At 71.9% G+C, this 25,785-nt stretch carries 28 protein-coding genes; 14 read left to right on the plus strand and 14 right to left on the minus strand.

Annotation, left to right across the window (positions count from 1 at the left end):
* Window positions 1–31: 31 nt before the first annotated feature.
* From ACZ434_RS11700 to ACZ434_RS11730, 7 genes are all read left to right on the plus strand, one after another.
* Window positions 32–283 (plus strand): thiamine-binding protein, encoded by a 252-nt coding sequence (locus ACZ434_RS11700; RefSeq protein ID WP_468454350.1) that lies wholly within the window; start codon window positions 32–34, stop codon window positions 281–283.
* A complete protein-coding gene (locus ACZ434_RS11705) occupies window positions 280–648 on the plus strand; it encodes a helix-turn-helix domain-containing protein (protein ID WP_468454352.1) in 369 nt (122 codons plus the stop codon). Before ACZ434_RS11700 ends, ACZ434_RS11705 begins: the two co-directional genes overlap by 4 nt.
* A 133-nt stretch (window positions 649–781) precedes the next feature.
* On the plus strand, window positions 782–1,297 hold the full coding sequence (gene uraD, locus ACZ434_RS11710) for a 2-oxo-4-hydroxy-4-carboxy-5-ureidoimidazoline decarboxylase (RefSeq protein WP_468454354.1): 516 nt from the start codon (window positions 782–784) through the stop codon (window positions 1,295–1,297).
* Window position 1,298: 1 nt separating this feature from the next.
* Complete coding sequence (gene uraH, locus ACZ434_RS11715) at window positions 1,299–1,706, plus strand: hydroxyisourate hydrolase (protein ID WP_468454356.1); 408 nt, start codon at window positions 1,299–1,301, stop codon at window positions 1,704–1,706.
* 6 nt (window positions 1,707–1,712) lie between these two features.
* Window positions 1,713–2,624 (plus strand): factor-independent urate hydroxylase, encoded by a 912-nt coding sequence (gene pucL / locus ACZ434_RS11720; RefSeq protein WP_468454358.1) that lies wholly within the window; start codon window positions 1,713–1,715, stop codon window positions 2,622–2,624.
* Between the two features lie 121 nt (window positions 2,625–2,745).
* Window positions 2,746–4,125 carry an 8-oxoguanine deaminase gene (locus ACZ434_RS11725; protein ID WP_468454360.1) on the plus strand — a complete coding sequence of 460 codons (1,380 nt, stop codon included), beginning with the start codon at window positions 2,746–2,748 and terminating at the stop codon, window positions 4,123–4,125.
* Window positions 4,126–4,382: 257 nt separating this feature from the next.
* Window positions 4,383–5,768, plus strand: a complete 1,386-nt coding sequence (locus tag ACZ434_RS11730; protein ID WP_468454362.1) for a nucleobase:cation symporter-2 family protein — start codon at window positions 4,383–4,385, stop codon at window positions 5,766–5,768.
* Window positions 5,769–5,790: 22 nt separating this feature from the next.
* Here the strand turns inward: ACZ434_RS11730 and ACZ434_RS11735 are convergent, their stop codons facing one another.
* The 6 genes from ACZ434_RS11735 to ACZ434_RS11760 all read right to left on the minus strand — a co-directional run bounded on the left by ACZ434_RS11735 (window position 5,791) and on the right by ACZ434_RS11760 (window position 9,827).
* The gene (locus ACZ434_RS11735) at window positions 5,791–6,450 is read right to left on the minus strand and encodes a peptidoglycan recognition protein family protein (RefSeq protein ID WP_468454364.1); all 660 of its coding nucleotides are present in this window, start codon (window positions 6,448–6,450) and stop codon (window positions 5,791–5,793) included.
* Between the two features lie 104 nt (window positions 6,451–6,554).
* Complete coding sequence (locus tag ACZ434_RS11740) at window positions 6,555–7,439, minus strand: lysozyme (protein WP_468454366.1); 885 nt, start codon at window positions 7,437–7,439, stop codon at window positions 6,555–6,557.
* Window positions 7,440–7,679: 240 nt separating this feature from the next.
* Window positions 7,680–8,105 (minus strand): acyl-CoA thioesterase, encoded by a 426-nt coding sequence (locus tag ACZ434_RS11745; protein ID WP_468454368.1) that lies wholly within the window; start codon window positions 8,103–8,105, stop codon window positions 7,680–7,682.
* Window positions 8,106–8,167: 62 nt separating this feature from the next.
* Window positions 8,168–8,797, minus strand: coding sequence for a hypothetical protein (locus ACZ434_RS11750; RefSeq protein WP_468454370.1), 630 nt, complete (start codon window positions 8,795–8,797; stop codon window positions 8,168–8,170).
* The gene (locus ACZ434_RS11755; RefSeq protein WP_468454539.1) at window positions 8,794–9,000 is read right to left on the minus strand and encodes a DUF397 domain-containing protein; all 207 of its coding nucleotides are present in this window, start codon (window positions 8,998–9,000) and stop codon (window positions 8,794–8,796) included. Before ACZ434_RS11755 ends, ACZ434_RS11750 begins: the two co-directional genes overlap by 4 nt.
* Entirely contained in the window at window positions 9,000–9,827 is an 828-nt protein-coding gene (locus ACZ434_RS11760) for a helix-turn-helix domain-containing protein (RefSeq protein ID WP_468454372.1), read from the minus strand. Before ACZ434_RS11760 ends, ACZ434_RS11755 begins: the two co-directional genes overlap by 1 nt.
* A 157-nt stretch (window positions 9,828–9,984) precedes the next feature.
* Between ACZ434_RS11760 and ACZ434_RS11765 the strand changes: the two genes are divergently transcribed.
* A complete protein-coding gene (locus ACZ434_RS11765) occupies window positions 9,985–10,533 on the plus strand; it encodes an ATP-binding protein (protein WP_468454374.1) in 549 nt (182 codons plus the stop codon).
* Here ACZ434_RS11765 and ACZ434_RS11770 read toward each other — a convergent pair.
* Complete coding sequence (locus tag ACZ434_RS11770; RefSeq protein WP_468454376.1) at window positions 10,446–11,393, minus strand: MBL fold metallo-hydrolase; 948 nt, start codon at window positions 11,391–11,393, stop codon at window positions 10,446–10,448. The two genes, ACZ434_RS11765 and ACZ434_RS11770, sit on opposite strands and share 88 nt — an antisense overlap.
* Before the next feature lie 208 nt (window positions 11,394–11,601).
* Here ACZ434_RS11770 and ACZ434_RS11775 point away from each other — a divergent pair, with 208 nt between their 5' ends.
* Window positions 11,602–12,477 carry a helix-turn-helix domain-containing protein gene (locus tag ACZ434_RS11775; RefSeq protein ID WP_468454378.1) on the plus strand — a complete coding sequence of 292 codons (876 nt, stop codon included), beginning with the start codon at window positions 11,602–11,604 and terminating at the stop codon, window positions 12,475–12,477.
* Here ACZ434_RS11775 and ACZ434_RS11780 read toward each other — a convergent pair.
* Complete coding sequence (locus tag ACZ434_RS11780; protein ID WP_468454380.1) at window positions 12,474–12,800, minus strand: hypothetical protein; 327 nt, start codon at window positions 12,798–12,800, stop codon at window positions 12,474–12,476. The two genes, ACZ434_RS11775 and ACZ434_RS11780, sit on opposite strands and share 4 nt — an antisense overlap.
* A gap of 43 nt (window positions 12,801–12,843) precedes the next feature.
* On the minus strand, window positions 12,844–14,052 hold the full coding sequence (locus ACZ434_RS11785; RefSeq protein ID WP_468454382.1) for a pyridoxal phosphate-dependent aminotransferase: 1,209 nt from the start codon (window positions 14,050–14,052) through the stop codon (window positions 12,844–12,846).
* Between the two features lie 81 nt (window positions 14,053–14,133).
* Between ACZ434_RS11785 and ACZ434_RS11790 the strand changes: the two genes are divergently transcribed.
* Window positions 14,134–14,763 carry a winged helix-turn-helix transcriptional regulator gene (locus ACZ434_RS11790; protein ID WP_468454384.1) on the plus strand — a complete coding sequence of 210 codons (630 nt, stop codon included), beginning with the start codon at window positions 14,134–14,136 and terminating at the stop codon, window positions 14,761–14,763.
* A gap of 46 nt (window positions 14,764–14,809) precedes the next feature.
* Here the strand turns inward: ACZ434_RS11790 and ACZ434_RS11795 are convergent, their stop codons facing one another.
* Together ACZ434_RS11795 and ACZ434_RS11800 are read right to left on the minus strand one after the other, a co-directional pair.
* On the minus strand, window positions 14,810–15,613 hold the full coding sequence (locus ACZ434_RS11795) for a hypothetical protein (protein ID WP_468454386.1): 804 nt from the start codon (window positions 15,611–15,613) through the stop codon (window positions 14,810–14,812).
* Complete coding sequence (locus ACZ434_RS11800; RefSeq protein ID WP_468454388.1) at window positions 15,613–16,887, minus strand: VWA domain-containing protein; 1,275 nt, start codon at window positions 16,885–16,887, stop codon at window positions 15,613–15,615. Before ACZ434_RS11800 ends, ACZ434_RS11795 begins: the two co-directional genes overlap by 1 nt.
* Before the next feature lie 116 nt (window positions 16,888–17,003).
* On the opposite strand from ACZ434_RS11800, the gene ACZ434_RS11805 reads away from it, so the two are divergent.
* Window positions 17,004–17,927 (plus strand): immunity 49 family protein, encoded by a 924-nt coding sequence (locus ACZ434_RS11805; protein ID WP_468454390.1) that lies wholly within the window; start codon window positions 17,004–17,006, stop codon window positions 17,925–17,927.
* A 10-nt stretch (window positions 17,928–17,937) separates the two neighbouring features.
* Here ACZ434_RS11805 and ACZ434_RS11810 read toward each other — a convergent pair whose 3' ends face one another.
* Window positions 17,938–19,434, minus strand: coding sequence for an IucA/IucC family protein (locus ACZ434_RS11810; protein WP_468454392.1), 1,497 nt, complete (start codon window positions 19,432–19,434; stop codon window positions 17,938–17,940).
* A 108-nt stretch (window positions 19,435–19,542) separates the two neighbouring features.
* Between ACZ434_RS11810 and ACZ434_RS11815 the strand changes: the two genes are divergently transcribed.
* From ACZ434_RS11815 to ACZ434_RS11825, 3 genes are all read left to right on the plus strand, one after another.
* Complete coding sequence (locus ACZ434_RS11815; protein ID WP_468454541.1) at window positions 19,543–21,138, plus strand: IucA/IucC family protein; 1,596 nt, start codon at window positions 19,543–19,545, stop codon at window positions 21,136–21,138.
* A gap of 111 nt (window positions 21,139–21,249) precedes the next feature.
* Window positions 21,250–22,209, plus strand: coding sequence for a TerC family protein (locus ACZ434_RS11820; RefSeq protein ID WP_468454394.1), 960 nt, complete (start codon window positions 21,250–21,252; stop codon window positions 22,207–22,209).
* Between the two features lie 86 nt (window positions 22,210–22,295).
* The gene (locus tag ACZ434_RS11825; protein WP_468454396.1) at window positions 22,296–23,231 is read left to right on the plus strand and encodes a HipA family kinase; all 936 of its coding nucleotides are present in this window, start codon (window positions 22,296–22,298) and stop codon (window positions 23,229–23,231) included.
* Between the two features lie 31 nt (window positions 23,232–23,262).
* On the opposite strand, the gene aceB is transcribed toward ACZ434_RS11825, so the two are convergent.
* Together aceB and ACZ434_RS11835 are read right to left on the minus strand one after the other, a co-directional pair.
* Window positions 23,263–24,888, minus strand: coding sequence for a malate synthase A (gene aceB / locus ACZ434_RS11830; protein WP_468454398.1), 1,626 nt, complete (start codon window positions 24,886–24,888; stop codon window positions 23,263–23,265).
* A 198-nt stretch (window positions 24,889–25,086) separates the two neighbouring features.
* A complete protein-coding gene (locus ACZ434_RS11835) occupies window positions 25,087–25,686 on the minus strand; it encodes a nucleotidyltransferase family protein (RefSeq protein WP_468454400.1) in 600 nt (199 codons plus the stop codon).
* Window positions 25,687–25,785: the final 99 nt, after the last annotated feature.

Below are 25,785 nucleotides of genomic sequence, written 5' to 3' on the forward strand. Positions count from 1 at the left end.
CGGCCGTCCCGCAGCCGCTAGGTTGGGCCTCGTGCGATTGAGAGTGGAGTTCACGACCGAGCCCTTCGACCTCGACGAGGCGCCCGCGCACGCCGTGGTGGCCCGGCAGGTCGTCGAGGCGGCCGAACTGGACGCGGTGGATGTCGGCCCGTTCGGCAACACCGTCGAGGGGGGCGCCGAGGCGGTGCTCACCGCCGTGGACGCGCTGCTGCGCCGGAGCCTGACGGCCGGCGCCACCCGCGTCTCGCTCCAGATCAACGTGGTCGAGGAGGACGGCCGGTGACCGGTGCCGGTGAGGACGCCTTCATCGCGGCGGTGAAGCCGCTGGTCGACGCCATGGGCGGCGAGATGGTCCCGCCGGACGAGGCGGGGCCCGACGATGTCGTGCTCTCCTGGCAGGGCGCCGCCGCCGTGGCCGTCCGGCTGCCCCAGCTCGCCGACTCCCTCGACCACATCCTCGCGGCGCTGGAGCGCCGCAAGGGCATGCCGCTGGCGGACCTGGACCGCAGGGCGAAGCAGGAGATCGTGCGCGGTCTGGAGGCGCGCGGCGCCTTCGCCGTGCGGCACGGCGTGGAGACCGTGGCGAGCGCGCTCGGGGTCAGCCGCTTCACGGTCTACAACTACCTCAACCGCGAAAAGGGCTCCTGAATCCCCCGGGCGGCGGGCGCTCCTCTTTGTCTCCCCGAATTTTCAACAAACTGTTGACGCATGGGGCGTGACGGCGTTCACTGTCGGCACGCCCGTTCGCAGCACTAGGCCGTTCGCGGCCACGGAGGCTCCCGTGACGTCGACATCCACGCCACCGGGCCTGGCCCGGTTCAACGCCCTGGAGGAGCAGGCGGCGCTCGCCGCACTCCACGAGGCCTGCGCCGCCACGGCCTGGGCCCGCCGCCTGCTCACCGCCCGCCCGTACGCCACCGCCGACGACCTGTACGCCGCCAGCGACGCCGCCACGGCCGAGCTGACCACGGCGGACCTGGAGGAGGCGATGGCCGGGCACCCGCCCATCGGCCGCCCCCGGCCCGGCGACCCGGCCTCCGCCCGGGAGCAGAGCGGGATGGCCGGCGCCCCGGAAGGACTCAAGGCCGAGATGCTGGAACTGAACCTGGCCTACCAGGAGAAGTTCGGCCATGTGTTCCTCATCTGCGCCACCGGCCGGACCGGCGAGCAGATGCGCGACGCCGTGAGGGAACGCCTCGGCAACACGCCGGAGCGGGAGCGCGAGATCGTCCGCACCGAACTGGGGAAGATCAACCGCATCCGGCTGGCCCGCCTCGCAGACGCCGAAGAGGACTGACATGAGCACCGACACCACCGCGTCCGTGTCCACGCACATCCTGGACACCAGCGTCGGCCGCCCCGCCGGGGGCGTCGCCGTCCACCTCTCCGCCCGCGCGGGCCGGGACGCGGACTGGAGGGCGCTCGGCGGCAGCGCCACCGACGCGGACGGGCGGTGCAAGGACCTGCCGGCCCTGCCGGAGGGAACCACCCACGTACGGCTCGACTTCGCCGTGGAGCCGTACTTCGAGAAGAACGACGCCGAGAAGCAAGCCGAGGCGCAGCAGGACGCCCCCGCGAATCGGGACAGCGGCGCCGGAGTGTTCTTCCCCGAGGTGGCGATCGCGTTCGCCGTCGTCCCGGGCGAGCACTACCACGTACCGCTGCTGCTCAACCCGTTCGGCTACTCCGTTTACCGAGGGAGCTAGCACACCATGCCCACGATCCTGGGACAGAACCAGTACGGCAAGGCCGAGAACCGAGTCGTCAAGGTCACGCGGGACGGCGCCACCCACCACATCAAGGACCTCAACGTCTCCGTCGCCCTCTCCGGCGACATGGAGGAGGTCCACTACTCCGGATCGAACGCGAACGTCCTGCCGACCGACACCACCAAGAACACCGTGTTCGCCTTCGCCAAGGAGCACGGCGTCGAGTCGGCCGAACAGTTCGGCATCCACCTCGCCCGCCACTTCGTCACCTCGCAGGAGCCCATCCACCGGGCGCGCATCCGCATCGAGGAGTACGCCTGGGAGCGCATCGCGGCCTCCGACGGACGTGAGGGCGGGCACTCCTTCGTCCGCAAGGGCCAGGAGACCCGCCTGACCCAGATCACCTACGACGGTGAGAGGTGGGAGGTCGTCTCCGGGCTGAAGGACCTCACGGTGCTGAACTCCACCGACTCCGAGTTCTGGGGCTACGTCAAGGACAAGTACACGACGCTCAAGGAGGCCTACGACCGTATCCTCGCCACCTCCGTCTCCGGCCGCTGGCGCTTCAACTGGACCGGCGACGAACAGCAGATGCCCGACTGGGAGACGTCCTACGAGCAGGTCAGGACGCACATGCTCCAGGCCTTCGCGGAGACCTACTCCCTCTCCCTCCAGCAGACGCTGTACCAGATGGGCGCGCGGATCATCGACCACCGCGGGGAGATAGACGAGGTCCGCTTCTCCCTCCCCAACAGCCACCACTTCCTGGTCGACCTGGAGCCGTTCGGGCTGAAGAACGACACCGCCGACGGAGCCGTGTACTTCGCCGCCGACCGCCCCTACGGCCTGATCGAGGGCACCGTCCTGCGGGACGGCTGCGAGGCGCGCATCCCGGCGGACCTCACCAACCTCTGACCGCACCACCTTTCGGCACCCGTGGCCGGGGGAACACGTCACCGGCATGTCACCCGGCCACGGCACTCAAACCTCTCAGGGTCCTGCCGTGCCCACTCCACGTACCCGCAAAGGACGAACCATGGCAGCAGACCGGCGCATCGTCATCGAGAACTGCGCGATCGCGACCGTCGACGGCGAGGACACCGAGTACGCCTCGGGCCACCTGGTCCTCGCCGGCAACCGCATCGAATCGCTCGGCGCGGGCACGGCCCCCGAGGGGCTCGACAACGTCGTACGCCGGATCGACGCCACCGGACATCTGGCGACCCCCGGCCTGGTCAACACCCACCACCACTTCTACCAGTGGATCACCCGGGGCCTGGCCACCGACCACAACCTGTTCGACTGGCTCGTCGCGCTCTACCCGACCTGGGCGCGCATCGACGAGCCGATGGTGCGCGCGGCGGCCGAGGGCTCGCTCGCCATGATGGCCCGGGGCGGCGTCACCACCGCGATGGACCACCACTACGTCTTCCCGCGGGGCTCCGGCGACCTGTCCGGCGCGATCATCGGCGCCGCCCGTGACATGGGCGTCCGCTTCACGCTCGCCCGCGGCTCCATGGACCGCGGCGAGAAGGACGGCGGCCTGCCCCCGGACTTCGCCGTCGAGACCCTCGACGACGCCCTCGCCGCCACCGAGGAGACGGTACGCCGGCACCACGACACCTCGTCCGGCGCCATGACCCAGGTCGCCGTCGCCCCCTGCTCGCCCTTCTCCGTCTCCACCGAACTGATGCGGGACGCGGCCGACTTGGCCCGCCGACTCGGTGTCCGCCTGCACACCCACGGCTCGGAGACCGTCGAGGAGGAGAAGTTCTGCCACGAGCTGTTCGGCATGGGCCCCACCGACTACTTCGAGTCCACCGGCTGGCTCGGCGAGGACGTGTGGATGGCGCACTGCGTCCACATGAACGACTCCGACATCGCCGCCTTCGCCCGCACCGGGACCGGCGTCGCCCACTGCCCCTCCTCCAACGCCCGCCTGGCGGCCGGTATCGCCCGCGTCCCCGACCTGCTCGCGGCCGGCGTCCCCGTCGGCCTCGGCGTGGACGGCACCGCCTCCAACGAGTCCGGCGAACTCCACACCGAACTGCGCAACGCCCTCCTCGTCAACCGCCTCGGTCCCCACCGCGAGGCCGCCCTGAACGCCCGGCAGGCGCTGCGGCTCGGCACCTACGGCGGGGCCCGAGTGCTGGGCCGCGCGGGCGAGATCGGCTCCCTGGAGCCCGGGAAGCTCGCCGACCTGGTGCTGTGGCGGATGGACACCCTCGCCCACGCCTCCATCGCCGACCCGGTGACCGCGCTGGTCCTGGGCGCGGCGGCACCGGTCACCGCGTCGTTCGTGAACGGCCGGCAGATCGTGGAGAACGGCCGCCTGCTCACGGCCGACGAGGACGCGATCGCCCGCTCCACCCGGGCCGAGGCGCGGCGGCTGGCGCGGATCGCCGCGCGGGCCTGACCCCCCTTTGACGTCTCCGGCCGGGAGGGACGGCTCCCGGCCGGAGATCGTGGACCCCTTTTCCGGGATCCGCGACGGCCGTCTCCGGGGCGCGCGTGGACGACTGCGCCCCGGAGACGGTCACCCTCCCCTCCCCGTCCCCGGTCCCTCCCCCACTCTCGACTTCGCTCGAGCGGGAGGTACCCCCATGCCCACCCGCACCACCTCCTTGACACCCACGTCAGAGCCGACGTGTACCCGACCGGAGGAGAGCCGCAGTGGCCGACCACCCCGTTGACGAGAAACTGCCCGCGCTCAAGATGGCGACGACCGGCCTGCAGCACGTGGCCGCCATGTACGCCGGAGTCGTCGCCCCGCCCCTGATCGTCGGCGCGGCCATCGGTCTCTCCGGCACCGAACTCACCTTCCTCACCGGCGCCTGCCTGTTCACCGCGGGCCTCGCCACCTTCCTGCAGACCCTCGGCGTCTGGAAGATCGGCGCCCGGCTGCCCTTCGTCAACGGCGTCACCTTCGCCGGGGTCGCCCCCATGACCGCGATCGTCGCCGCCACCGACGACAAGGACGACGCCCTGCCGATCATCTTCGGCGCGGTGATCGTCGCCGGCCTCCTCGGCTACCTCGCGGCGCCGTTCTTCAGCAAGGCGGTGCGTTTCTTCCCGCCGGTCGTCACCGGCACGGTCATCACCCTCATAGGCGTCTCGCTGCTGCCGGTCGCCTTCGGCTGGGCCCAGGGATCCAGCCCCACGGCGGAGGACTTCGGCTCGGCCACGAACCTGGGCCTGGCCGCCGCCACCCTCGTGATCGTCCTGCTGCTGCGCCGTTTCACCCGCGGCTTCGTCAAGCAGATCGCCGTGCTGCTCGGTATGGTGGCCGGCACCCTCCTCGCCGTCCCGTTCGGGGTCACCGACTTCTCACCGGTGGCGGAGGCGGACATCGTCGGCTTCCCCACGCCGTTCCACTTCGGCGCACCGCAGTTCCAGCTCGCCGCGATCATCTCGCTGTGCGTGGTGATGGTGGTCTCGATGACCGAGTCGACCGCCGACATGCTGGCCCTGGGGGAGATAGTCGACCGCCCGGCCGACGAGAGGACCATCGCGGCCGGACTGCGCGCCGACACCCTCGGCTCCGCGATCAGCCCCCTGTTCAACGGCTTCATGTGCAGCGCCTTCGCGCAGAACATCGGCCTGGTCGCGATGACGCGGATCCGCAGCCGGTACGTCGTCGCCACCGGCGGCGGTTTCCTCGTACTGATGGGCCTGTGCCCGATGGCCGCCTCGCTGATCGCCGTCGTACCGCGCCCGGTGCTCGGCGGCGCGGGCGTGGTCCTGTTCGGCTCGGTCGCGGCGAGCGGCATCCAGACCCTGGTCCGGGCCGGTCTGGAGAAGGACAACAACGTCCTGATCGTGGCCGTCTCGCTGGCCGTGGGCATCATCCCGATCAGCGCACCGGAGTTCTACCACTCCGCCCCGGAGACGGCCCGGATCATCCTGGACTCGGGCATCTCCACGGGCTGCGTGGTGGCGGTCCTCCTGAACGTCGTCTTCAACCACCTCGGCAACGGCCGCCGCGAGGCGACCGACGTCACCCACCCGATGGAACCGGGCGGGGACCTCACGGGCGTGAAGGCCCCTGCCGCGCCATGAGGTGGGCGGGCGGCCCGCGGGGTCACGCCGAGCGGGCCGCCGCCACTTCCTCCCGCAGCCGCGGGAGCATGTCGTGGTACACGCCCGGGCAGAGCGTCTCGCCGTAGTCCTTGTGGCCGAAGATCTGCGCGGACGGAATGCCGTACTGCGCGCAGGTGTACGCGCACAGGGTCACCAGGACGTCCCACTGGGCATCGGGCGGCACCGCGCCCGCGTGGTACGCGCCCTCGCACGCGATGCCGATGGCCGCGTTGTTCTGCCCGGAGGTGTGGGAGCCGAGCACGAAGTTCCGGCCCCCGGTCAGGGCCCGGAGGCTGCCGTGCCGGCCCTCGGTGATCCAGCCGCCCCGGCTGACCAGGAAGTGGTAGCCGGTGTCGGCCCAGCGGTTCTTGTCCAGGTGCAGGTCCTGCACCCAGTGGGCGTGGGCGTGCGCCTGGGCGCGGGAGAGGTCGGTGGAGTTGGTGCTCACCGTGTGGTGGACGACGATCCTGCTCGGCCGGTACGTCAGGAGGCTGATGGTCCCCTGCGGGGAGCGGGCGCCCCAGGCGGCGGTGGAGTCGATGTCCGGCTCGACGGCTGCGGTCCCGCGCGCCTGCGCGGTGCCCGGCAGGGCGGTGACGGCGGCCAGGCCGGCCGCACCGGCGATCAGGAGGCGGCGCCGTGAGGCGTTCTCGGGATGCACGATCACTCCTCGTGGGGGGAGGGGGCGTGGGGAGGCGGGGGAGCCGGCGACGGACGGCCGCCGGCTGCCCCGCGTGATCGCGTACGGGACGGAGCCCGCAACCGTCAGGTGTTGTTGGCGAGCGCCAGGAGCCGGTCGCGGGAGCCGTTGAACTTGTTGCGGTCCACGTTGCCGGAGACACCGCCGACCGAACCGGTGCTGGTGTACTGCCACACCGTCCAGGTGGGGAAGCCGCTGGGGATGGACGGGGCCGACGCGGAGGTCCAGTGCGCCACCCACAGCGGGCTCTTGGCGGACATGCCGGTCCAGTTGCCGGTGCAGGTGTTCCACCAGCTCGCCGTCGTGTAGATGACGACATCACGGCTCGTGCGCGACTTGTACGTGTTGTAGAAGTCGTTGATCCAGCTGCGCATCTGCGTGGTGGACAGGCCGTAGCACATGGCCCCGTAGGGGTTGTGCTCGATGTCCAGCACGCCGGGCAGGGTGAGGTTGTCGCGCGACCAGCCGCCGCCGTTGTTGACGAAGTAGTTCGCCTGGGTGGCGCCGCTGGAGGCGTTGGGGAGTGCGAAGTGGTACGCGCCGCGGATCACGCCCGCGTGGTAGGCGCCCGGGTAGTTGGCGTTGAAGCCGGGGTCCTTGTAGCCGGTGCCCTCGGTCGCCTTCATCCAGGCGAACTGGATGCCGGAGTTCCGTACCGAGGTCCAGTTGATGGCGCCCTGCCAGTGCGAGACGTCGATGCCCTGGACGCCGTCGGTCGGGGCCAGGACGCCCATCGACGGCTCACCGGCGGGAACGCCCTCGTGGATACGGGCGCCCACACCCATGTACGCCTCGCCGGGTTCCACGTCGACGCGGTCACGGTCGGGCTGGGGCGCTGCGGTCGCGCCGCCGACGGCGGTGGCCGTCAGGGCGAGGGCGGCACCGATGACACCGAGGGCGGTGACGGTGCGTCTGCGGGGGCCGGTCAACGGGCGGGGGACGGGGAACATGGGGACTGCCTCCTGGACACATGTGGGGATGAGCGAAGGAGGTGACGTCGGCCGCTGCCACCTGGGCAGATCCGTACTGAGGAACGTACGTTTTGACGTGCGCGCGTCATTAGTTACGCACGTAGATTCCAGGCCTGTAAAGGGTCTTCGCTCCTCTCTGGTGGTCTGGTCCACTGTAGGAGCGGATGGCCTGGAAACTTGGGAGCGGACGACGGAAACTTTCAGCGTGTGAAACCCCGGCTACAGTCCGAACAGGCCCGGATCCTTCGCCAGGTCCCGGAAGACGTCCTGGGGATTCGGCACGAGCTTGCGCCGTCCGAGGTCCAGGAGCCCGCCGACCGCCGTGATCTCGGCCGCCAGGGTGCCGTCGGCCTTGGTGATGGTCTGCTCGATGGTGAAGACCTTGCCGCCGCTCCAGGAGAAGGCGCAGCTCACGTCCGCCTCGTCCCCGGCGAGCAGTTCACGCCGGTAGCGGATGGTGGTCTCCAGCGCGACGGGCCCCACGCCCTGGGAGATGAGCCCGGACTGGGTGATCCCGGCCGCCTGGAGCAGCGACCAGCGCGCGTGCTCCGCGTAGTTGAGGTACACGGCCTGGTTGAGGTGGCCCTGTACGTCGGTCTCGTATCCGCGCACGGTCACCCGTACGGAGAACGGCTCGCTGCTCACTGTCTCTGTCCCCTTCGCGCCCGATCGGTCCGGTGCATCGCCCACCGATCTTGGCATGCGCGTCACACGCGGCGCGGGGAGGCCAGCAGGTAACGCGTCCGGGTCCTCGGCTCCGTGTACTCCCCGACCTGCCAGCCTGCTCCCTCCAGCGTGGCCGCGCAGGCCCGCAGCGCCGTACCGTCCGGCTCGTACACGGCGACCGCCTCCGGCTGCGGAGTCTCCCGCACCCGGTAGCCGCCGTCCCCGGCGTCCGTGCCGGCCGGCCGGTGCCCGGCGGCCTCCAGGGCCAGCGCGGCGGCCTGCACCAGATGCGAACGCTCCCAGCCGCACGGCCGGTTCGTCGCCCCGTCGGGATTGGTCATCCGGCGCAGCTCCAGCATGCCCTGCCAGGCGCCGCGCACCTCCCGGAGCCGGGCGGGGCCCGACTCCGGCGCGGGGTGCTCACCGCCGGCCCGCGCGGCGAACACCCCGGTCGCGTCCGGTGCCGTCACCGGCTCCGGCGCCGCTTCCGCCTCCCGCGCCCGATGTCCCGCCGGGGTCAGGAAGTGATCGTGCGGCGGCCTCGGGTGCCGGAAGGCGAGCCCGCGCTTCACCAGCGCGGCGAGCTGCGCCGGCGTACCCCTCAGCCGTCCCGTGTCGGGATCGGCGGCTTCGACGAGGCGGCGCTGCGCGGCGGTGAGCGGTCGGGTCATCGTCGTCCGGAGGCGTACGGGAGGAAGGCGGCCCACTGGTGGGGGGCGAAGGTGAGGCGGGGGCCGTGTATGTGCTTCGAGTCGCGGACGTGGACGGTCTCGGGGGTGGCGGCGACCTCTACGCACTCGGGGCCGTCGGCGGTGCTGTAGCTGCTCTTAAACCACTCCAGTGGGCGGCCGTGCTCCGTGGAGGGGTTGGTCATCATGTCTCTCCCAACACTTTCTCGATGAAGGCGAGCGACTCACGAGGAGTGAGAGCCTGGGCTCGGATGGCGCCGTAACGGACCTCGCAGATCTGGATCTCCTTGACGTGCGAGATCAGCCGACTCGTGAGCTGAACTTCGTTGTGAGCCACCGTAACCCCCTCCCTGAGCCGCAGAAGTTGGAATGATCCGTCGATACCGGCGTGGTCCTCGCGGTCGGTGGGCATCACCTGGATCTCCACGTTCCGCCGGTGACCGACCTCCAACAGGTGTTCGAGCTGCTTGCGCATCACCATTCTGCCCCCGAGCGGACGGCGCAACGTCACCTCTTCCTGGACGAAGTTGAAGACCGGCGCGGGCTGCTGATCGAAGATCTTCTGGCGTGCCAGACGTCCTTCGACAAGCTCGTCCACCTGCTCTTCGGAGAACGGAGGTCGCCTCATGACGTAGAGATTCCTCGCGTACTCCTCGGTTTGGAGCAGGCCGTGCACGACCGAGTTGGCGTAGGCGCACAGCTCGACCGCCTCCGACTCCAGTTTCGCGTGATCCCGCACCTTCTTGGGGAACCGGGCGTTCGCCACATCGTTCTTCAGCCCCGAGATCAGCCCGCCCGCTTCGAGCACCCGGTCCGCTGCCTCCAGGAACTCCTCCGCCGGAGCCCTGCGTCCGCGCTCGACGGACGACACCTGCTCCTCGCTGTATCTGATGGCCGTTCCGAGACCGGCCTGGGTCAGACCCTCCCGCTCCCGGCACATCTTGATGACCCGTCCGACGGTCCGCAGAACGGCCGCCGACTCCTCGTCCGCGCCGTAAGGTTCCACACTCATACCCTCGCACCTCCTTGTGCCACCCGTGCCCAACTCACCGCCGGTGCGGAACGTCACGCGTCGCGACCCGGACAGACCCGGACAGCATCCGCACGGTGACGCTGCGTACCGTCACCGCCGCTGTGCGGAGTGAGCGCGACCGGCCACGCTGAGTGACATGAACGTCGACATCGCCCCGACCGCCGGACACACGGGCCCGGCCCGCCACTTCAGCATCCGACTCTCGGCCACCGCCCGGGGCGCGCGCCTGGCCCGCCACCTGTCGGCCGAGCAACTCGCCTCCTGGGGCTGGACGTACGACAGCGAGGCCAACCGCACGGCGTCCCTGCTGGTGGCCGAACTCGCCGCGAACGCGGTGGTGCACGGGCACGCCCGGGGGCGTGACGTCCGGCTCCGGCTGACCCTCCACCCGGAGGACGCCACGCTCCGTATCGAACTCACCGACGCCCGCCCGGACCGCCGCCCACCGACACCCGGCACGCTGGAACCCGCCGCATCCGACACGGAGTCCGGCCGCGGCCTGCTCCTCGTCGAGGCACTGTCGACGCAGTGGGGCGCCACCGAGGGCGACCCGTACACCAAGACGGTCTGGTGCGAGGTCGCCCTTCGGGCGGATCGTCAGGTGCGGGAGAAGGGCGCCCAGGCGGAGAGCTCGAACCCGGCACCCCTGCGCCCGATCTCGAAGGCCCCGTGGCCGGGCAGATGAGCGGGCAGCACGAGGGCGTTGTGGTCGGCCGCGTAGGCGAACATCCGTGCCCGGCTGGCGCGGGCGGCGTCCTCGTCCTCCTCGAAGCAGCTGTTGAGGTGGGGTTCGTGGACCTGGATCGCGCCGTGCATCAGGTCGCCGGCCAAGACCGCGCGGTCGCCTTTGGAGTCCAGGTGGACGACCGAGGAACCCGGAGTGTGCCCGGGTGCCGGTTCGAGCCGCAGATTGGCGTCGATGACGTAGGCGTCGTCCCAGGTCCTGACGAGGCCGGCGTCGATCACCGGGTCGACGCTGTCCTCGTACACGTTCTGGTTCCCCCGGCCGAACCTGGTGCGGGGCAGGTTCTCCGGACGCCAGTACTCGACATCGGGCCGCGGCATGAGGTAGGTCGCGTTCGGGAAGGTGGGCACCCAGTCGCGTCCGTCGAGCCGGGTGTTCCAGCCGACGTGGTCGTCGTGCAGATGGGTGTTGACGACGAGATCGACATCCTCCGGCTCGATACCGGCCGCGGCGAGGTTCTCCAGGTAGTTCGTGTTCAGGTACGACCAGATCGGCTGCAGCGGGCGGTACTTGCCGTTGCCCGCGCCGGTGTCGATCAGGATGACCCTGCCTTCGCTGCGCAGCGCCCAGGACTGGGTGGCGACGCGCGTCAGGTCGGTACGGGCGTCCCAGTGGTCCGGGTCCAGCAGTGCGGCGTGACGCTGCCACTCCTCCGGCTTGCTGCCGGGGAAGAACACGTCGGTCGTCATGGGGGAGACGTCCGAGAACTCGATGACGCGGGTGATCTCGACGTCCCCCAGTTCCATCGTGGTGACGGTCGTCTCCGTGGGCGAAAGCGGCGCGGGCGGGGTGGTGGGCATGTGTCTCCCTCGTTCGGGTGTGACGCGCAGGGCCGGTGCGCGATGCGTTCGGCTGCGTCGTGGACGGCGGGTGGGACGGATGCGGAAGGGGTGCGCCGTCATCCGTGTGATCGACCCTGAAGGTCCCGGGGTCAGGTGACCAGACCCGCTCCTGCCTACCCCTGACAGGTGCAGGCGACGGACACGGCCGCCGCGCATACTTGCCGCCATGGACCGCAGATCACCGCTCGGTGAGTTCCTGATGGCGCGGCGGGCACAACTGGGCCCGGACGACGTCGGCCTGCCCCGGTACGGGGACCGGCGCCGGGTGCCGGGGCTGCGCCGGGAGGAACTCGCGATGCTCGCGGGGGTCAGCGCCGGCTATTACACCCGGCTCGAACAGGGCCAGTCGCTCAACGCCTCGGCCGAGGTCCTCGACGCGATCGCGACCGCCCTGCGACTGACCGCGGCCGAGCGGGAACACCTGCACGTCCTGTCGACGACGACCAGGCACCGGACCGGGCCGGCGACGCCTCCCGAAGAGTGCGCCTCCACCGATCTGCGGACGCTGCTGGCCGCGATGGGGCACGTGCCCGCACTCGTCGTGGGCCGCCGCAATGACGTGCTCGCCTGGAACAGAGCCGGGCACACCCTGCTCGCCGGTCACCTGGATTCCGCTTCGCCCGACGACCCGGAGACCCGGCCCAACCTGTCCCGGCTGGTCTTCCTGGACGCGCACACCCGCGCCCTCTACCGTGACTGGCCCGCCAAGGCCCGTGCCGTGGTCGGCAACCTGCGCATCCTGACGGCCCGCAACCCCGACGACACACGCCTCGCCGCGCTGGTCGGCGAACTGGCGATCCACAGCCCCGCGTTCGCCTCGCTGTGGGCCGAACACACCGTCGAGCCATGCGGTCGCGACGTCTACGACCTGGCACATCCGGTCGTCGGGGACCTGACCGTCACGCAACAGACGTTCCACGTCCCGCGGGAACCGCACCAGTCCCTCGTCACCTTCACCGCGGAGCCCGCATCCGCCTCCTCCGAGGCGCTGACGGTGCTGCAACAGGCTTGCGGCATCGGCAAGGGGTGGTGCGGGACCTAACCCATGAACTCGGGCCGTTCGTAAGGCGTCCACCAGCTGAGCAGGCCCCAGATCCCGAGTCCGAGTGCGCCCACGGCGAACGCGGCGGCGAGCCACGGGCGGCGTGAGGTGCGCAGGGCCAGCAGCCAGGCGGCGAGCGGGACGAGTGCGCCGCCGGCGGCGATGAGGGGGAGGTCGACGTACAGGACGCTCAGGTCCCGGTGCATGCCCTCGAAGCCGCCGTGGACGCTGACCCGCGCCTTCGGTGCCCAGGTCAGCACGGCCGTGACGGCTCCGGCGGCCGCCAGGAAGATGCCCGCACAGCCCTTTTTCTCTTCTTGCATACCTTGATCCGACGCGATCGTTCCGTCGGCGGTTCCTGGCCTTCTACTGCCGGTATCCGCCCAGGAACCGGCCGATCCGGCCGATCGCCGTCTCCAGGACGTCCGCGTGGGGAAGGGTGAGGATGCGGAAGTGGTCGGGGGAGGGCCAGTTGAAACCGGTGCCCTGGACGACCTGGATCTTCTCCCGCAGCAGCAGGTCCAGGACGAACTTCTCGTCGTCGTGGATCCGGTGCACCTTGGGGTCCAGGCGCGCGAACGCGTACAGCGCGCCCTTGGGCTTCACACAGCTCACGCCGGGGATCTCGTTCAGCTTCTCCCAGGCCACGTCCCGCTGTTCGCGCAGCCGTCCGCCGGGCGCGGTCAGCTCGCGGATGGACTGCCGGCCCCCGAGCGCGGCCTGGATGGCGTACTGGGCGGGCGCGTTGGCGCACAGCCGCATCGAGGCCAGCATGGTCAGGCCCTCGAGGTAGTCCTTCGCGTGCTGCCTGGGGCCGGTGACCACCAGCCAGCCGGAGCGGAAGCCCGCCACCCGGTAGGTCTTGGACAGCCCGCAGAAGGTGAGGACGACCAGGTCGGGGGCGAGGGCGGCGGCCGAGTGGTGCACGGCGTCGTCGTAGAGGATCTGGTCGTAGATCTCGTCGGCGAGGACCATCAGGCCGTGCCGGCGGGCGAGGTCGAGGATGCCTTCCACGACCTCCTTCGGATACACCGCGCCGGTCGGGTTGTTGGGGTTGATGATGACCACGGCCTTGGTGCGGTCCGTGATCTTCGCGGCCATGTCGTCCAGGTCCGGGTACCACTCGGCCTGTTCGTCGCACAGGTAGTGGACCGCCTTGCCGCCGGCGAGGGTCGTCACCGCGGTCCAGAGAGGGAAGTCCGGTGCGGGGACGAGGACCTCGTCGCCGTCCTCCAGCAGGGCCTGCACCGCCATCGACACCAGCTCGGAGACGCCGTTGCCGAGGAAGACGTCGTCCACGTCGACCTCCAGGCCCAGGGTCTGGTAGCGCTGGGCGACCGCGCGGCGGGCGGAGAGGACACCGCGCGAGTCGGTGTAGCCGTGCGCCCGCGGAAGCATCCGGATCATGTCCTGGAGGATCTCCTCCGGTGCCTCGAAGCCGAACAGGGCCGGGTTGCCGGTGTTCAGGCGCAGCACGCTGTGCCCCGCCTCCTCCAGCGCGTCTGCGTGCTCGATCACCGGACCGCGGATCTCGTAACAGACCTCGCTGAGCTTGCTCGACTGCCGGAACTCCATGCGCCCCTCCGGATTCTGGTGTTACTTGGTTTTACCAAGTGGGAGCTTGGAAAGTCCAACGACATGTCTAGACTGCGTCGCATGCCACCTCGCCGAAGCTACGACCAGTACTGTTCCGCCGCGCGTGCGCTCGACACCGTCGGCGACCGCTGGACCCTGCTGATCGTCCGCGAACTCCTCGCCGGCCCGCGCCGCTACACCGACCTGCACGCGGACCTGCCGGGCGTCAGCACGGACGTACTGGCCTCACGGCTGAAGGACATGGAGCGCGACGGCCTCACCACCCGCCGCCGCCTCCCCCCGCCCGGAGCGGCCTTCGTCTACGAACTGACCCCGCGCGGCACCGCGTTGCTCCCCGTCCTGCAAGCGCTCGGCGCCTGGGGCGAGGCCGAGCTGGGGGAGCGGCGCCTCACGGACGCGGTGCGCGCCCACTGGTTCGCGCTGCCCCTGCTGCGGGCCCTGGAGGGGGAGACGGGGCTGGTGGAAGTCCACCTGGAGGAGGGCAGGTTCCATCTGCGCGCCGGCGCCCTGACCGGTCCCGTGCACGGCGACGGGCCCGCCCCGGAGGAACCCGACGCCCGGCTGACCCTGGACACCGGCACCTGTACGGCGATCAGCCGCGGCGAGCTGTCCCTCGCCGACGCGGTCCGCGCCGGGCGGGTGGAGGTGTCGGGCGAGGGCACGCTCGCCAAGGGCCTGCGGGAGAGGTGACGCGACAGCCGGAAGGCCCGCACGGGGCGGGCCTTCCGGGGCCGTGTCACACGGTCGGCGGTACTCCGGGCGGGCGCCCGGAGCCCCGCGTCAGGCGGTAGCCGGCGACGCCCGCGAGCGCGGCCAGCGCGCCGCCCGCGGCGGTCCAGATCCAGCGGTCGGACCACCAGCCGGAGGTCCAGCCGTCCTCCGGCTCCAGACCGGCGAGGACGGCTTCCCCGTCCTCGCTCTCCTCCTCCGGCTCCGCCCGGGTCGCGATGCCCGGCACCAGCGGCTCGGACAGCGAGCCGTCGACCGCCGCCGCGCCGCCCATGTCCTTGGACTCGACGCGCAGTTCGGCGTTGACCGGCTGACCGAGGTCGGACGCCGACAGCCGCAGCGCGGTGAGCCGGACGTAGTACGTGCCCGGCAGCGGGTCGTTCGCCCACGGCTCCGACCAGGCGCGCACCGTGCGCAGCACGCACTCCAGCTCGACCGAGGGCGCGTCCGCGCCGGCCGTGCGGGTCTGCGCCCCGTACTGGCAGGCCTGGCGGCGGCGCAGACCGTCGTACACGTCGATCTGCCAGGTCTCGGCCGCGTGGGTCTCCGGCAGCGTCACCGACGCCCGCACGGTGGGGCGCTGCCCGGCGTCCGCGGGGAACGACCAGTACAGGTAGTCGCCCGTGGAGGCGCGCGCGGTGGCGGTCTGCCCCTGCTCGACCTCCGTCGCGGTACGGAAGGAGGTGCCCGCGCGGGTGGGCCCCGCGCCGTCGCCGGACGCCTCCGGGGAGGGCGAGGAGTCGGCCGCCGCGGGGGCCGCCGCCAGTCCGAGCGTCAGCAGGGCGGCGCCCAGTACACGTATGGCGCGCATCAGTTGGTCCTCCAGACAGCGAACCGCCAGCGGGACAGCCAGCCCCAGAGCAGACCGGCGACGAAGCCGGTGAGGAGCAGCGCGCCGAGCAGCCACCAGCCCCGGCCCAGACCGAAGGAGGCCACGTCGCTCGCCCCGCCGGGTCCGTCCACGACGTCGACGGTCAGCTCCAGCGGCAGACCGGGGGTGGTCTTCACCCCGGCGTCCGCCGAGAAGGAGTTGGTCACCCCGAGGCACACGACCTCGGCCGCGGGCTTGCCGCTGTCGTCGTCGTCCCGTTCGGGCTTCGGATACCGCAGACCGGTGGAGAGCACATCCGTACGGCCGTTGCCCGCGGCCTCGCCGCGTACGATCTCCCGGCCGTGCACCGTGACCGCCCGCAGCAGCACGCCGTAGTCCGGACGCACCGCACGGTCCGCCGCCACACTCACCGAGGCGCGCAGCTCCTGCCCGGAGAACAGTTCCACGCGGTACCAGCGCTGCTGCCCGAACTCCTCACGGTCGGTGTAGAGGCCGGACTCCAGCACCGGCGCCTTCGCGCACGAGTCGGCGCCTTGCGCGGCCACCGGGGTCACCACGGGCTCGGCCGCCCGGTCCACCAACTCGTTGACCCGGTCGGTGAGTTCGTCCCGGTGCTCGACCGAGGCGTAGGTGCCGCCGGTCGCCTCCGCGATACAGCTGAGCTGCCGGCTGAGCTTGGCGTTCGGCACCAGGCCCAGGGTGTCGACGGTCAGTCCGATGCCCTTGGCCGCGATCTCGCGGGCCACCTCGCACGGGTCGAGCGGGGCGCAGGTGTCCTCGCCGTCGCTGATCAGAACGATGCGCTTGGAGCCGTCGCCGCCGTCGAGGTCGTCGGCCGCCTTCAGCAGCGCGGGGCCGATGGGCGTCCAGCCGGTCGGGACGAGCGTGGCCACCGCCGTCTTGGCCTCGGTGCGGTCCAGCGGGCCGACCGGGTAGAGCTGCGCGGTGTCCTTGCAGCCCTCCTTGCGGTCGTCGCCTGCGTAGTTCGCGCCGAGCGTGCGGATGCCCAGTTCGACCTCCTCCGGCGTCGCGTCCAGCACCTCGTTGAACGCCTGCTTCGCCGCCGCCATCCGGGACTGTCCGTCGATGTCCTCGGCCCGCATCGAGCCGCTCACGTCGAGGAGCAGATTGACCTTGGGCGCGTCCCGGCCCGCGGGTTCATCGGCGGCCGCCCCGGCCGGGAGGGCGAGCCCGGCCGTCAGTGCGGCGAGCAGGACACAGGCGCCTGCCACCGGCCGTTTTCTTCTGATCATCGGCGGATCCTATTGATCAAGCATGCCCGTGACAAAAACGAGGCACCGACGGAGCGCTGACGCCGCGTCGGTCCCCGGAATCGTCACGTCCGCCGACGGCTGCCAGGATGCGGCCCATGACGATCACGGATGTGGCCCGGCACGAGGTCGGCGGGCGGAGCACCGAGCAGGCCCTGGCGGACATCAGAAGCCGCACCTTCGGCCACTGGCACACGCTGCGCTACGACTGCTACTCCGACGCCCGGTTGCGGGCCCTGCGCGACGACCTCCTCGACCACGTGGCCGCCCGCAGCCTGGCGGACCCGGACCTCGCCGGCGCGCCGGCCCTCGTCCTGGACACCGCGGCGGAGTGCGCCCTCGGACACCTGGACCTCGGCTGCTTTCCCGGCGGCGACCAGGAGATCCGCTTCCCCCTGGTCGGGGAGAGCATGAGCAGCGAGGACACGGACTTCGCGGCCGTCGTCGACTACGCGGCCACCGCCGGGGACTGGCTGGACGCCTTCGCGCTGAGCCTGATCAGCGGTCTGGTGTGGGAACGCGACCGGGTCATCGGGCTGTTGCTGCGCAATGACCACGCGCCCGCGATCCTCGACGGGCTGCCGCACTCCCGGCCGGACTCCGCCTCGGACCCCGGTGAACTGGCCGAGATGGAAACCCTCGCCTGCTACCTGTCCACCGCCGACGGCCACCTGCCCCGGAACTGGCCGGAGGTGACGCTGTGCATGCCGGAGGTCGACGAGCGCCTCGACGGGGCACTGCGCCTGGGCGCCCTCGACGACCCCACCCCCGACCAGCGGCTGCTGCGCGTGCTCCTCGCGGACGACCAGCCGGCCTTCGAACGGGCCCTGGCCGACCGCCTGGTCCGGTACCGGGAGGACGCGCCCGCCGACGCGCCGCCCCGCAGCCTGCTGCCCCACCGGACCATCGCCCTCGCCGCCCTGGCCGTCCAGGTGCACGGCTGGGACCTGCGCGTGCGATCCGGCTACCTGCCGCAGGCACTGCTCCGCGCCCCCGCCGACGCACCCGCCGTCGTCCGGTAGCGGCCGGGGCTCAGGTCCGCAGCGGATTGGGCAGCCGCGCCCACTGGTCCCCGGCCGTCCGCGGCGACAGCCGCATCAGCGTCAGCGCCTTCGCCGGCAGCGGTTCACCGGTCAGCGCGGCCAGGTCCGGGGTGCGCGGCAGATCCCCCACGGCGCTCTCCAGCGCCGCCCGCAGCACCGGCGCGGAGCCCGCCGTGCCCGCCAGCGCCCCCGCCACCAGCGAGCCGAACAGCTTGCGCCGCAGGGTGCGTTCGTCGTCGGTGACCATGCGGGCGGGCAGGTCGGGGAGCGGGATGCCGTGCCGGGCCAGCCGCGCCGGGCCGACCCGCAGATCGGCCAGATCGCGGTAGACCAGCCGCAGCGGCTCCCCGTCCGGCGACAGCACCACGAGCAGGTTCTGGCCGTGCGCCTCCAGCGCCACCCCCAGCTCCAGCAGGCGCAGCGCGACGGTCAGGGCGAGCGCCGTGAACCGCCCCAGCCAGGCGGGGGAGCGCGGCAGTCCGGTCGTCGCCAGCGCCGCCACCGGCACGACCCGCTCCCCGTCCGCCGCGTACACCCCGGGCGACTCGCGGAGCACCGCCGCGAGATCGGGCGACCCGGCCGCCACCGCGCCCAGCGTGCGGGTGATGTGCAGCAGCCCGTCCGTCCGCGCCGCCACGCTCTCCCCGAAGTCCGACAGCACCGCCGACGCGGCGACCGAACCGAGCGAGATGTCCCGCACCGAGGACGTCAGCCGGGCGCTCAGGGACGTCTTCACATGCGGCCCGTCCGGCAGCGCCAGGGTGCGCAGCGCCATCAGCGGATGCGCCGCGAGCCACCCCTCGCCCGTCCGCTTCAGCACATGCGCCGCCTGCCAGGGATGCACCGGCACCAGCACCCGGCCCCCCTCCCGCAGCCACTCCGGCCACACCCCCGTCACCAGGCACTCCCCGGCCGGGACCGGCACCAGCCCCAGCTTCACCACCGGCCCGTGCTCGGGCCCGTAACCGAGCTGCTCCGCCACCGAGAAGCCGGGCCGGGACCGGCAGCCGGGATGGAACGGATGCCCGTCGGTCACCCGCTGCTCCCACTCCCAGTCCCGGTCCGGCCACTCCCGCGGGTGAATCCGCCGCCCCGCCCGCGACAACGCCAACGACGCGACACTGTGCCCGAGTTCGGCGGCGAACACCGACGAGTGCGGTACGGCCAGATCCGTCATCAGCCGTGCCGGATCGTCGTACCCGGCCCCGTCCAGCCGTACCGCGGTGACGTACGCGCCGGTCGCGTACGGATCCGCCCGCGGCCCGTGCAGCCGCCGCCCGTCCGCCAGCCGCAGCGTCAGCCCGTCGCCGGCCGGTTCACGGCGGGCGACCCACGGCAGCGGCTCGTGCGCGAGACCACGCCACAGCCGGGTCAGCACGGCCGCGCGGGCGCCGGGAAGCCCTCCCGTGTACCCGTCGACGAGACCGGGCCGTACGGAGGCCAGCTCGTCGGCGATCTCGGCCTCGGCGGTGGGGGGACGGTGCACGGGCGGACTCCTCGGGGTACGTACGGGGTGGGACGAACGGGGGAGCACGACCGACATACTGATCGTCTCCGCCGGACAGACCGTAGGGAATCAGAACGCGTGGACCTCATGCCCCCGCCCGCAGACGACCACGCGGCGAACCGCGCCGGCCCGGCAGGACGCGCCGACGCCTACGCGGCCGTACCGCTGCTGAACTGCCTGCTGCGCGAAGTGGCCGAGCCCCTGTCCGACCCGGAAACCGACCCGGAAGCCGGCCCGGAAACGGGGCCGGAAACCGCCCGGGACGCGGACGCCCCGCGGACGTACCGGCTCCCCGGCACCGGCCGGCTGCTGCGGGTGCGCGGCACCCGCCGCCCCGCCGCCCCCGAGGTGTTCACCGCGGGCGCCTGGCACCGCGTCGGCCACCCCGGACTGGTCGCGCTCGTCGCCGACGAGCTGCGCCGGCACACCGGTCTCACCAACCGCGAACTGCCCGCCGAGATGCTCGACAGCCGGGACGCGGTGGCCGCGCTGCTCGACGCCCGTGCGCGGGCCGCCCCACCCGACGACCCCTATCTGCGCTCGGAACAGTCCCTGATCACCGGGCACACCCACCACCCCGCCCCCAAGGCGAGGGGCGGCGGCCCCGCGGCCGACTGGCTGCCGTACGCACCCGAGGCGCACGCCCGTTTCCCGCTGACGCTGCTGGCACTGCGCGAGGACACGGTGGTGGAGGACGGCGACACCGCGGCCCTCGACCGCCTGGGCACCGCCCCGCCCGGCTACCGTCTCCTGCCCGCCCACCCCTGGCAACTCGACCTCGCCGCCCGCGACCTGGCCCCCGCCTTCGCCGACGGCCGCCTGCTCCGGCTGGGCACGACCGCCTTCCCCGTATGGCCCACCGCGGCGATCCGCACGGTGTACGCCCCCGGCGACGACCTGTTCTGGAAGTTCAGCCTGGACGTGCGCATCACCAACGACATCCGCCGGCTGTGGCGTCACGACCTGCTGGCACTGCGCGGAACCGACACGGCCGTGCGCCGCGCCTTCGCCGCCCCCGCCGGCCCGGCGGCCCCCGCCTGGCTGAGCGACCGCGGCCACCGCACCGCCGACTTCGCCTTCGAACAACTGGCCGTCGTCGTGCGCGACGGGCTGCGCGGACATGTCGCACCCGGTGCGACCCCCTGCCTCGCGGCCGCGCTGGCCGAGGGCTTCGACGGGAGCCCGCTCGCCGCCACCGCCCGTCCGGCGCACTGGTGGGAGGCGTACCTGTCCCGCGTGGTGCCCCCGGCGCTGACGGCCTTCGCCGAGCACGGCGTGGTCCTGGAGGCCCATCTGCAGAACACCCTGATCGCCGTGGACGGCGACGGCATGCCTGTACAGGCCCTGTTCCGGGACGCCGAGGGAGTGAAACTCCTCCCGCGGGCGCACGGTGCGGCGTCCCTGCCCACGGTGTCCCGGGCGGCCGGCTGGGAACGCCTGGTGTACTGCCTGGTCGTCAACCACCTCATGGAGATCGCCGCCGCCCTCGCCGAGCACCACCCCGGCCTCGACCCCTGGCCCGCCGTCCACCGGGAACTGGCCCGCCACGACCTCCCCGAGATCCCCGCCCTCCTCACCGCCCCGGTCCTCCCGGCCAAGACCAACCTCCTGCTGCGCTGGACCGCGGCGGACGGCGCGGACGCACGCTACCGGCCCGTGCCCAACCCGCTGGCCCGCCGGTGAGCGCCCGTTTCCCCCTCACACGCCCGGAGGGCGCACCGAAGAAGAGACAACGACCCCTCATATGCCCCAGACTCGGGTAGGACAACGCCGGCCGATCACCCTTGAGGAGACATGCCCGTGCATGATGTGCCGTTCTGGCTGTGGATGGTGTTCGGTGTCACCGTGGTGGTGTCGCTGGCGGTCGACCTGCTGGCGCACCGCAAGGCGCATGTGATCGGCTTCCGCGAGGCGGCCATCTGGAGCGCCGGGTGGATCGGACTGGCCATCGCCTTCGGCGGAGTCGTCTTCCTCGTGGTCGGCACGGACGCCGGAGTGGAGTACACGACCGCCTGGCTCCTGGAGAAGAGCCTGTCGGTCGACAACCTGTTCGTCTTCGCCCTCATCTTCGGCTACTTCAGAGTGCCCCGGGAGTACCAGCACCGCGTGCTGTTCCTCGGTGTCCTGGGCGCCCTGGTCTTCCGCGGTCTCTTCCTCGCCGCCGGTGTGGCGGTGGTCAACCAGTTCACCGCCGTGCTGTTCGTCTTCGCGGCCATCCTCTTCTACAGCAGCTACAAGATCCTCAAGGGGGAGGACGACAGCTTCGACCCCGGCAAGAGCTTCGCCGTCAGACTGCTGCGCAAGGTCGTCCCCGTGCAGGACGAGTACGCGGGCCCGCACTTCTTCGTGAAGGAAGCCGGCAAGCGCGTGGCGACGCCGCTGCTCGCCGTCGTCGCCGCGATCGAGGCCGCCGACCTCGTCTTCGCCGTCGACAGCGTGCCCGCCGTCCTCGCCGTCAGCAGCGACGTCTTCATCGTCTACACCAGCAACGCCTTCGCCATCCTCGGCCTGCGCGCCCTGTACTTCCTCCTCGCCGGCCTGCTCGACCGCTTCCACTACCTCAGCGTCGGCCTGGCCCTGATCCTCGCCTTCATCGGCGTCAAGCTCGTCCTCCAGGCCGCCCACAAGACGATCAGCACCTCCGTGCCCGAGATCCCCTCCCTCGTCAGCCTCGCCGTCATCGTCGTGGTGCTGGCCGCGTCCATCACCCTCAGCATGCTGCGTCCCCCACCGGAGAAGGCCGAGAACGAATGACCCCGCCCGCCCGGATCCCGGCCGGGCGGGCCGTGACGGTTACGATGCCTGTTCGACGCCGGACGAGGATGAGGTGCCCCGGGAGCATGCTGAAGCAGGTCACCGCGGTCCGCTACATCGAACCCCTGCACTCCGGCGGCTCCGTCCCCGGCGTGTTCGAGGCCGACGACCTCGGCACCTACGTCGTGAAGTTCACCGGGTCCGCGCAGGGCCGCAAGGCACTGGTCGCCGAGGTGATCGTGGGCGAGCTGGCGCGGGCGCTCGGGCTGCGCTTCCCCGAACTGGTGCTGGTGCACTTCGATCCCGCGGTGGCGGCCGGCGAGCCGCACCAGGAAGTGCGGGAGCTGCATGCCGCGAGCGCCGGGACCAACCTCGGCATGGACCACCTCCCGGGGGCGCGGGACTTCACCCCGGAGGTCGCTCAGGACTTCTCCGTCGATCCGCTGGAGGCCGGGCGGATCGTCTGGCTGGACGCGCTGACGGTCAACGTGGACCGGACCGTGCACAGCTCCAACCTGGTGGTGTGGCCGACGCTGGGCGTCGCGCGCCCGCGTCTGTGGCTCATCGACCACGGGGCCGCGCTGGTGTTCCACCACCGCTGGGAGGGCTCCGACCCCGCCAAGGCCTACGACTTCCGGCACCACGCCCTCGGCCGGTACGGGCCGGACGTCCGGGCGGCCGACGCCGAACTGGCGCCGAGGGTGACCGAGGAACTGCTGCGGGCCGTCGCCGCCGAGGTCCCCGACGACTGGCTGGCCGGCGACTCCCGCTTCGCCACGCCCGACGAGGTGCGCGAGGCGTACGTGGCGTACCTCCACGCGCGCGTGCGGTCCTCGGCGGCCTGGCTGCCCACCGACTTCCCCGGCGCGCGGGAGCTCGCCGAGGAGAACGCCCGGCGTGCCGAGCGCACCCGGCGGGGGCGTCCGGACTGGCTGAAGAGCGTCCCGGACCTGCACGGCAAGCCCGCGGCGGAACAGGACTGGTCCGTCCACCTGGGAGGACGGCCGCCCGCGGGCGGGTGACCCCCGACGTCACCCGCCCGGGCGCGGGGGGTCAGCCCCTCAGCTGCTCGTACGCCGGAAGGGTGAGGAAGTCGGCGTAGTCCTCGTCGAGGGAGACCTTCAGCAGCAGGTCGTGGGCCTGCTGCCAGTTGCCCGCCGCGAACGCCTCCTCACCGAGCTCGGCGCGGATGGCCGCCAGTTCCCCGGCGGCGACCTCGCGGGCCAGCTCGGCGGTGACCTGCTCGCCGTTGTCGAGGACGACCTCCGCGTTGATCCACTGCCAGATCTGGGAGCGGGAGATCTCGGCGGTGGCCGCGTCCTCCATCAGGTTGAAGATGGCGACCGCGCCGAGCCCGCGCAGCCAGGCCTCGATGTAGCGGATGCCGACCTGCACGGCGTTGACCAGGCCCGCGTAGGTCGGCTGGGCGTCGAGCGAGTCGATCGCGATGAGGTCCTCGGCCTTGACGTCGACGTCCTCGCGCAGGCGGTCCTTCTGGTGCGGCCGGTCGCCGAGCACGCGGTCGAAGGACTCCATGGCGATCGGGACCAGGTCGGGGTGGGCGACCCAGGAGCCGTCGAAACCGTCGTCCGCCTCGCGGTCCTTGTCGGCGCGGACCTTCTCGAAGGCCACCTTGTTGACCTCCGCGTCCCGGCGGGACGGGATGAAGGCCGCCATGCCGCCGATCGCGTGCGCGCCGCGCTTGTGGCAGGTGCGCACGAGGAGTTCGGTGTACGCGCGCATGAACGGCGCGGTCATGGTGACCGCGTTGCGGTCCGGCAGCACGAACTTCGCCCCGCCGTCACGGAAGTTCTTGACGATGGAGAAGAGGTAGTCCCAGCGGCCGGCGTTCAGCCCGGAGGCGTGCTCGCGCAGTTCGTAGAGGATCTCCTCCATCTCGTACGCGGCCGTGATCGTCTCGATCAGGACGGTGGCGCGCACGGTGCCCCGGGGGATGCCCATGTAGTCCTGCGCGAAGACGAACACCTCGTTCCACAGCCGGGCCTCCAGGTGGGACTCCGTCTTGGGGAGGTAGAAGTACGGGCCCTTGCCGAGCTCGATCAGCCGCTTGGCGTTGTGGAAGAAGTACAGGCCGAAGTCGACGAGCGCGCCGGGCACCGGAGTGCCGTCCGCGTCGGTGAGGTGCCGCTCGTCCAGATGCCAGCCGCGCGGGCGCATGACGACCGTCGCCAGCTCCCCGTCCGGGCGCAGGGCGTACGACTTGCCGGACTTCGGGTCGGTGAAGTCGATGGCGCGCCGGTAGGCGTCGATCAGGCTGAGCTGGCCGGTGACCACGTTCTCCCAGGTGGGCGCGGACGCGTCCTCGAAGTCCGCGAGCCAGACCTTCGCGCCGGAGTTGAGGGCGTTGACGGTCATCTTGCGGTCGGTGGGGCCGGTGATCTCGACGCGGCGGTCGGTCAGGGCCTCGGGGGCCGGCGCCACCCGCCAGGAGTCGTCCGCGCGGATCGCGGCGGTCTCCGGGAGGAAGTCGAGCGTGGAGGTGCGGGCGATCTCGGCGCGGCGCTCCGCGCGGCGGGCGAGGAGCTCGTCACGCCGGGGCGTGAACCGCCGGTGCAGCGCGGCCAGGAAGGCGAGCGCCGGCTCGGTGAGGACCTCCTCCTGCCGGGGCAGGGGCTCGGCGTCGACGATGGCCAGCGGGGACGGCGCTGGTGCGGACATCGGCTGTCACTTCCTTCGGCGTGCGTGGCACCGGGTGCCGGTCGGCCCGGATACGGCAGTGGACGCCCGTACGGACGCAGGGCGCTTCTGGTCAGTGGATAGTAGTTTCCTCATGGTGGAAGTTCAATGTTTTGTTGATGTCGAGATTCTCCGGGTCGAGGGAAGGTGGCGCTCGGTGCCACCCCCGTCACGCGCGGTTCACTCAAGGTGCGCCAGATCCGCCTCGGTGTCGATGTCGTACGCCTCGGCCACATCACCGCACTCGACCAGCGCGACCCGGTCCGCGTGCTCCGTCAGGTAGGCCCGCGCCCCCCGGTCGCCGGTCGCGGCCCTGGCGATCCCGGCCCAGTGCGCCGCGCCGAACAGGACCGGATGGCCGCGTACGCCGTCGTAGGCGGCGGAGACGAGCGAGGCGGGCGACTCGTACGCGCCGAGCACCCGCGAGACGGCGCGCGGTCCGATCCCGGGCTGGTCGACCAGGCAGACCAGCGCGGCCCGCGCGCCCGTGCCGGCCAGGGAGTCCAGCCCCGCCCGCAGGGAGCCGCCCATGCCCCGCTCCCACGCCGGGTTGTCGACGAGCGCGCAGTCCGGCAGCCGCGCGCGGGCGCGCACCTCGTCCGCGCCGGCGCCGAGCACCACGTGCACGCGCGCGCAGCCGCCCGCGCGCAGCACCTCCGCCGCATGCTCCACCAGCGGCCGCCCCCGGTGGGTGAGCAGCGCCTTGGGGCGCCCGCCGAGACGCCGCCCGCCCCCGGCCGCCAGCAGCAGTCCCACGATCCGGTCCTCGTCGTCCGTCATGGGTCCTGCATACCGCACCCGCCGCGCGCAGCCGGGACGGCGCGGAGGATGGATGCCCGGGGCCACCGTGTCACGCTGTGGAACAAGTCGATGACGCAA

It is taken from the genome of Streptomyces sp. NPDC030893 (assembly GCF_055571535.1).

Bases quoted from the DNA above. Each gene is read 5' to 3' on its own strand.
- ACZ434_RS11770 (WP_468454376.1), bottom strand. From the start codon at position 11,393: ATGCCCACCACCCCGCCCGCGCCGCTTTCGCCCACGGAGACGACCGTC.
- ACZ434_RS11805 (WP_468454390.1), top strand. From the start codon at position 17,004: ATGACGATCACGGATGTGGCCCGGCACGAGGTCGGCGGGCGGAGCACC.
- ACZ434_RS11775 (WP_468454378.1), top strand. From the start codon at position 11,602: ATGGACCGCAGATCACCGCTCGGTGAGTTCCTGATGGCGCGGCGGGCA.
- ACZ434_RS11825 (WP_468454396.1), top strand. From the start codon at position 22,296: ATGCTGAAGCAGGTCACCGCGGTCCGCTACATCGAACCCCTGCACTCC.
- pucL (WP_468454358.1), top strand. From the start codon at position 1,713: ATGCCCACGATCCTGGGACAGAACCAGTACGGCAAGGCCGAGAACCGA.
- ACZ434_RS11800 (WP_468454388.1), bottom strand. From the start codon at position 16,887: ATGATCAGAAGAAAACGGCCGGTGGCAGGCGCCTGTGTCCTGCTCGCC.
- ACZ434_RS11750 (WP_468454370.1), bottom strand. From the start codon at position 8,797: ATGACCCGACCGCTCACCGCCGCGCAGCGCCGCCTCGTCGAAGCCGCC.
- ACZ434_RS11820 (WP_468454394.1), top strand. From the start codon at position 21,250: ATGCCCGTGCATGATGTGCCGTTCTGGCTGTGGATGGTGTTCGGTGTC.
- ACZ434_RS11785 (WP_468454382.1), bottom strand. From the start codon at position 14,052: ATGGAGTTCCGGCAGTCGAGCAAGCTCAGCGAGGTCTGTTACGAGATC.
- ACZ434_RS11755 (WP_468454539.1), bottom strand. From the start codon at position 9,000: ATGACCAACCCCTCCACGGAGCACGGCCGCCCACTGGAGTGGTTTAAG.
- ACZ434_RS11835 (WP_468454400.1), bottom strand. From the start codon at position 25,686: ATGACGGACGACGAGGACCGGATCGTGGGACTGCTGCTGGCGGCCGGG.
- ACZ434_RS11790 (WP_468454384.1), top strand. From the start codon at position 14,134: ATGCCACCTCGCCGAAGCTACGACCAGTACTGTTCCGCCGCGCGTGCG.
- ACZ434_RS11765 (WP_468454374.1), top strand. From the start codon at position 9,985: ATGAACGTCGACATCGCCCCGACCGCCGGACACACGGGCCCGGCCCGC.
- ACZ434_RS11760 (WP_468454372.1), bottom strand. From the start codon at position 9,827: ATGAGTGTGGAACCTTACGGCGCGGACGAGGAGTCGGCGGCCGTTCTG.
- ACZ434_RS11725 (WP_468454360.1), top strand. From the start codon at position 2,746: ATGGCAGCAGACCGGCGCATCGTCATCGAGAACTGCGCGATCGCGACC.
- ACZ434_RS11815 (WP_468454541.1), top strand. From the start codon at position 19,543: ATGCCCCCGCCCGCAGACGACCACGCGGCGAACCGCGCCGGCCCGGCA.
- ACZ434_RS11740 (WP_468454366.1), bottom strand. From the start codon at position 7,439: ATGTTCCCCGTCCCCCGCCCGTTGACCGGCCCCCGCAGACGCACCGTC.
- aceB (WP_468454398.1), bottom strand. From the start codon at position 24,888: ATGTCCGCACCAGCGCCGTCCCCGCTGGCCATCGTCGACGCCGAGCCC.
- ACZ434_RS11780 (WP_468454380.1), bottom strand. From the start codon at position 12,800: ATGCAAGAAGAGAAAAAGGGCTGTGCGGGCATCTTCCTGGCGGCCGCC.
- ACZ434_RS11795 (WP_468454386.1), bottom strand. From the start codon at position 15,613: ATGCGCGCCATACGTGTACTGGGCGCCGCCCTGCTGACGCTCGGACTG.
- uraH (WP_468454356.1), top strand. From the start codon at position 1,299: ATGAGCACCGACACCACCGCGTCCGTGTCCACGCACATCCTGGACACC.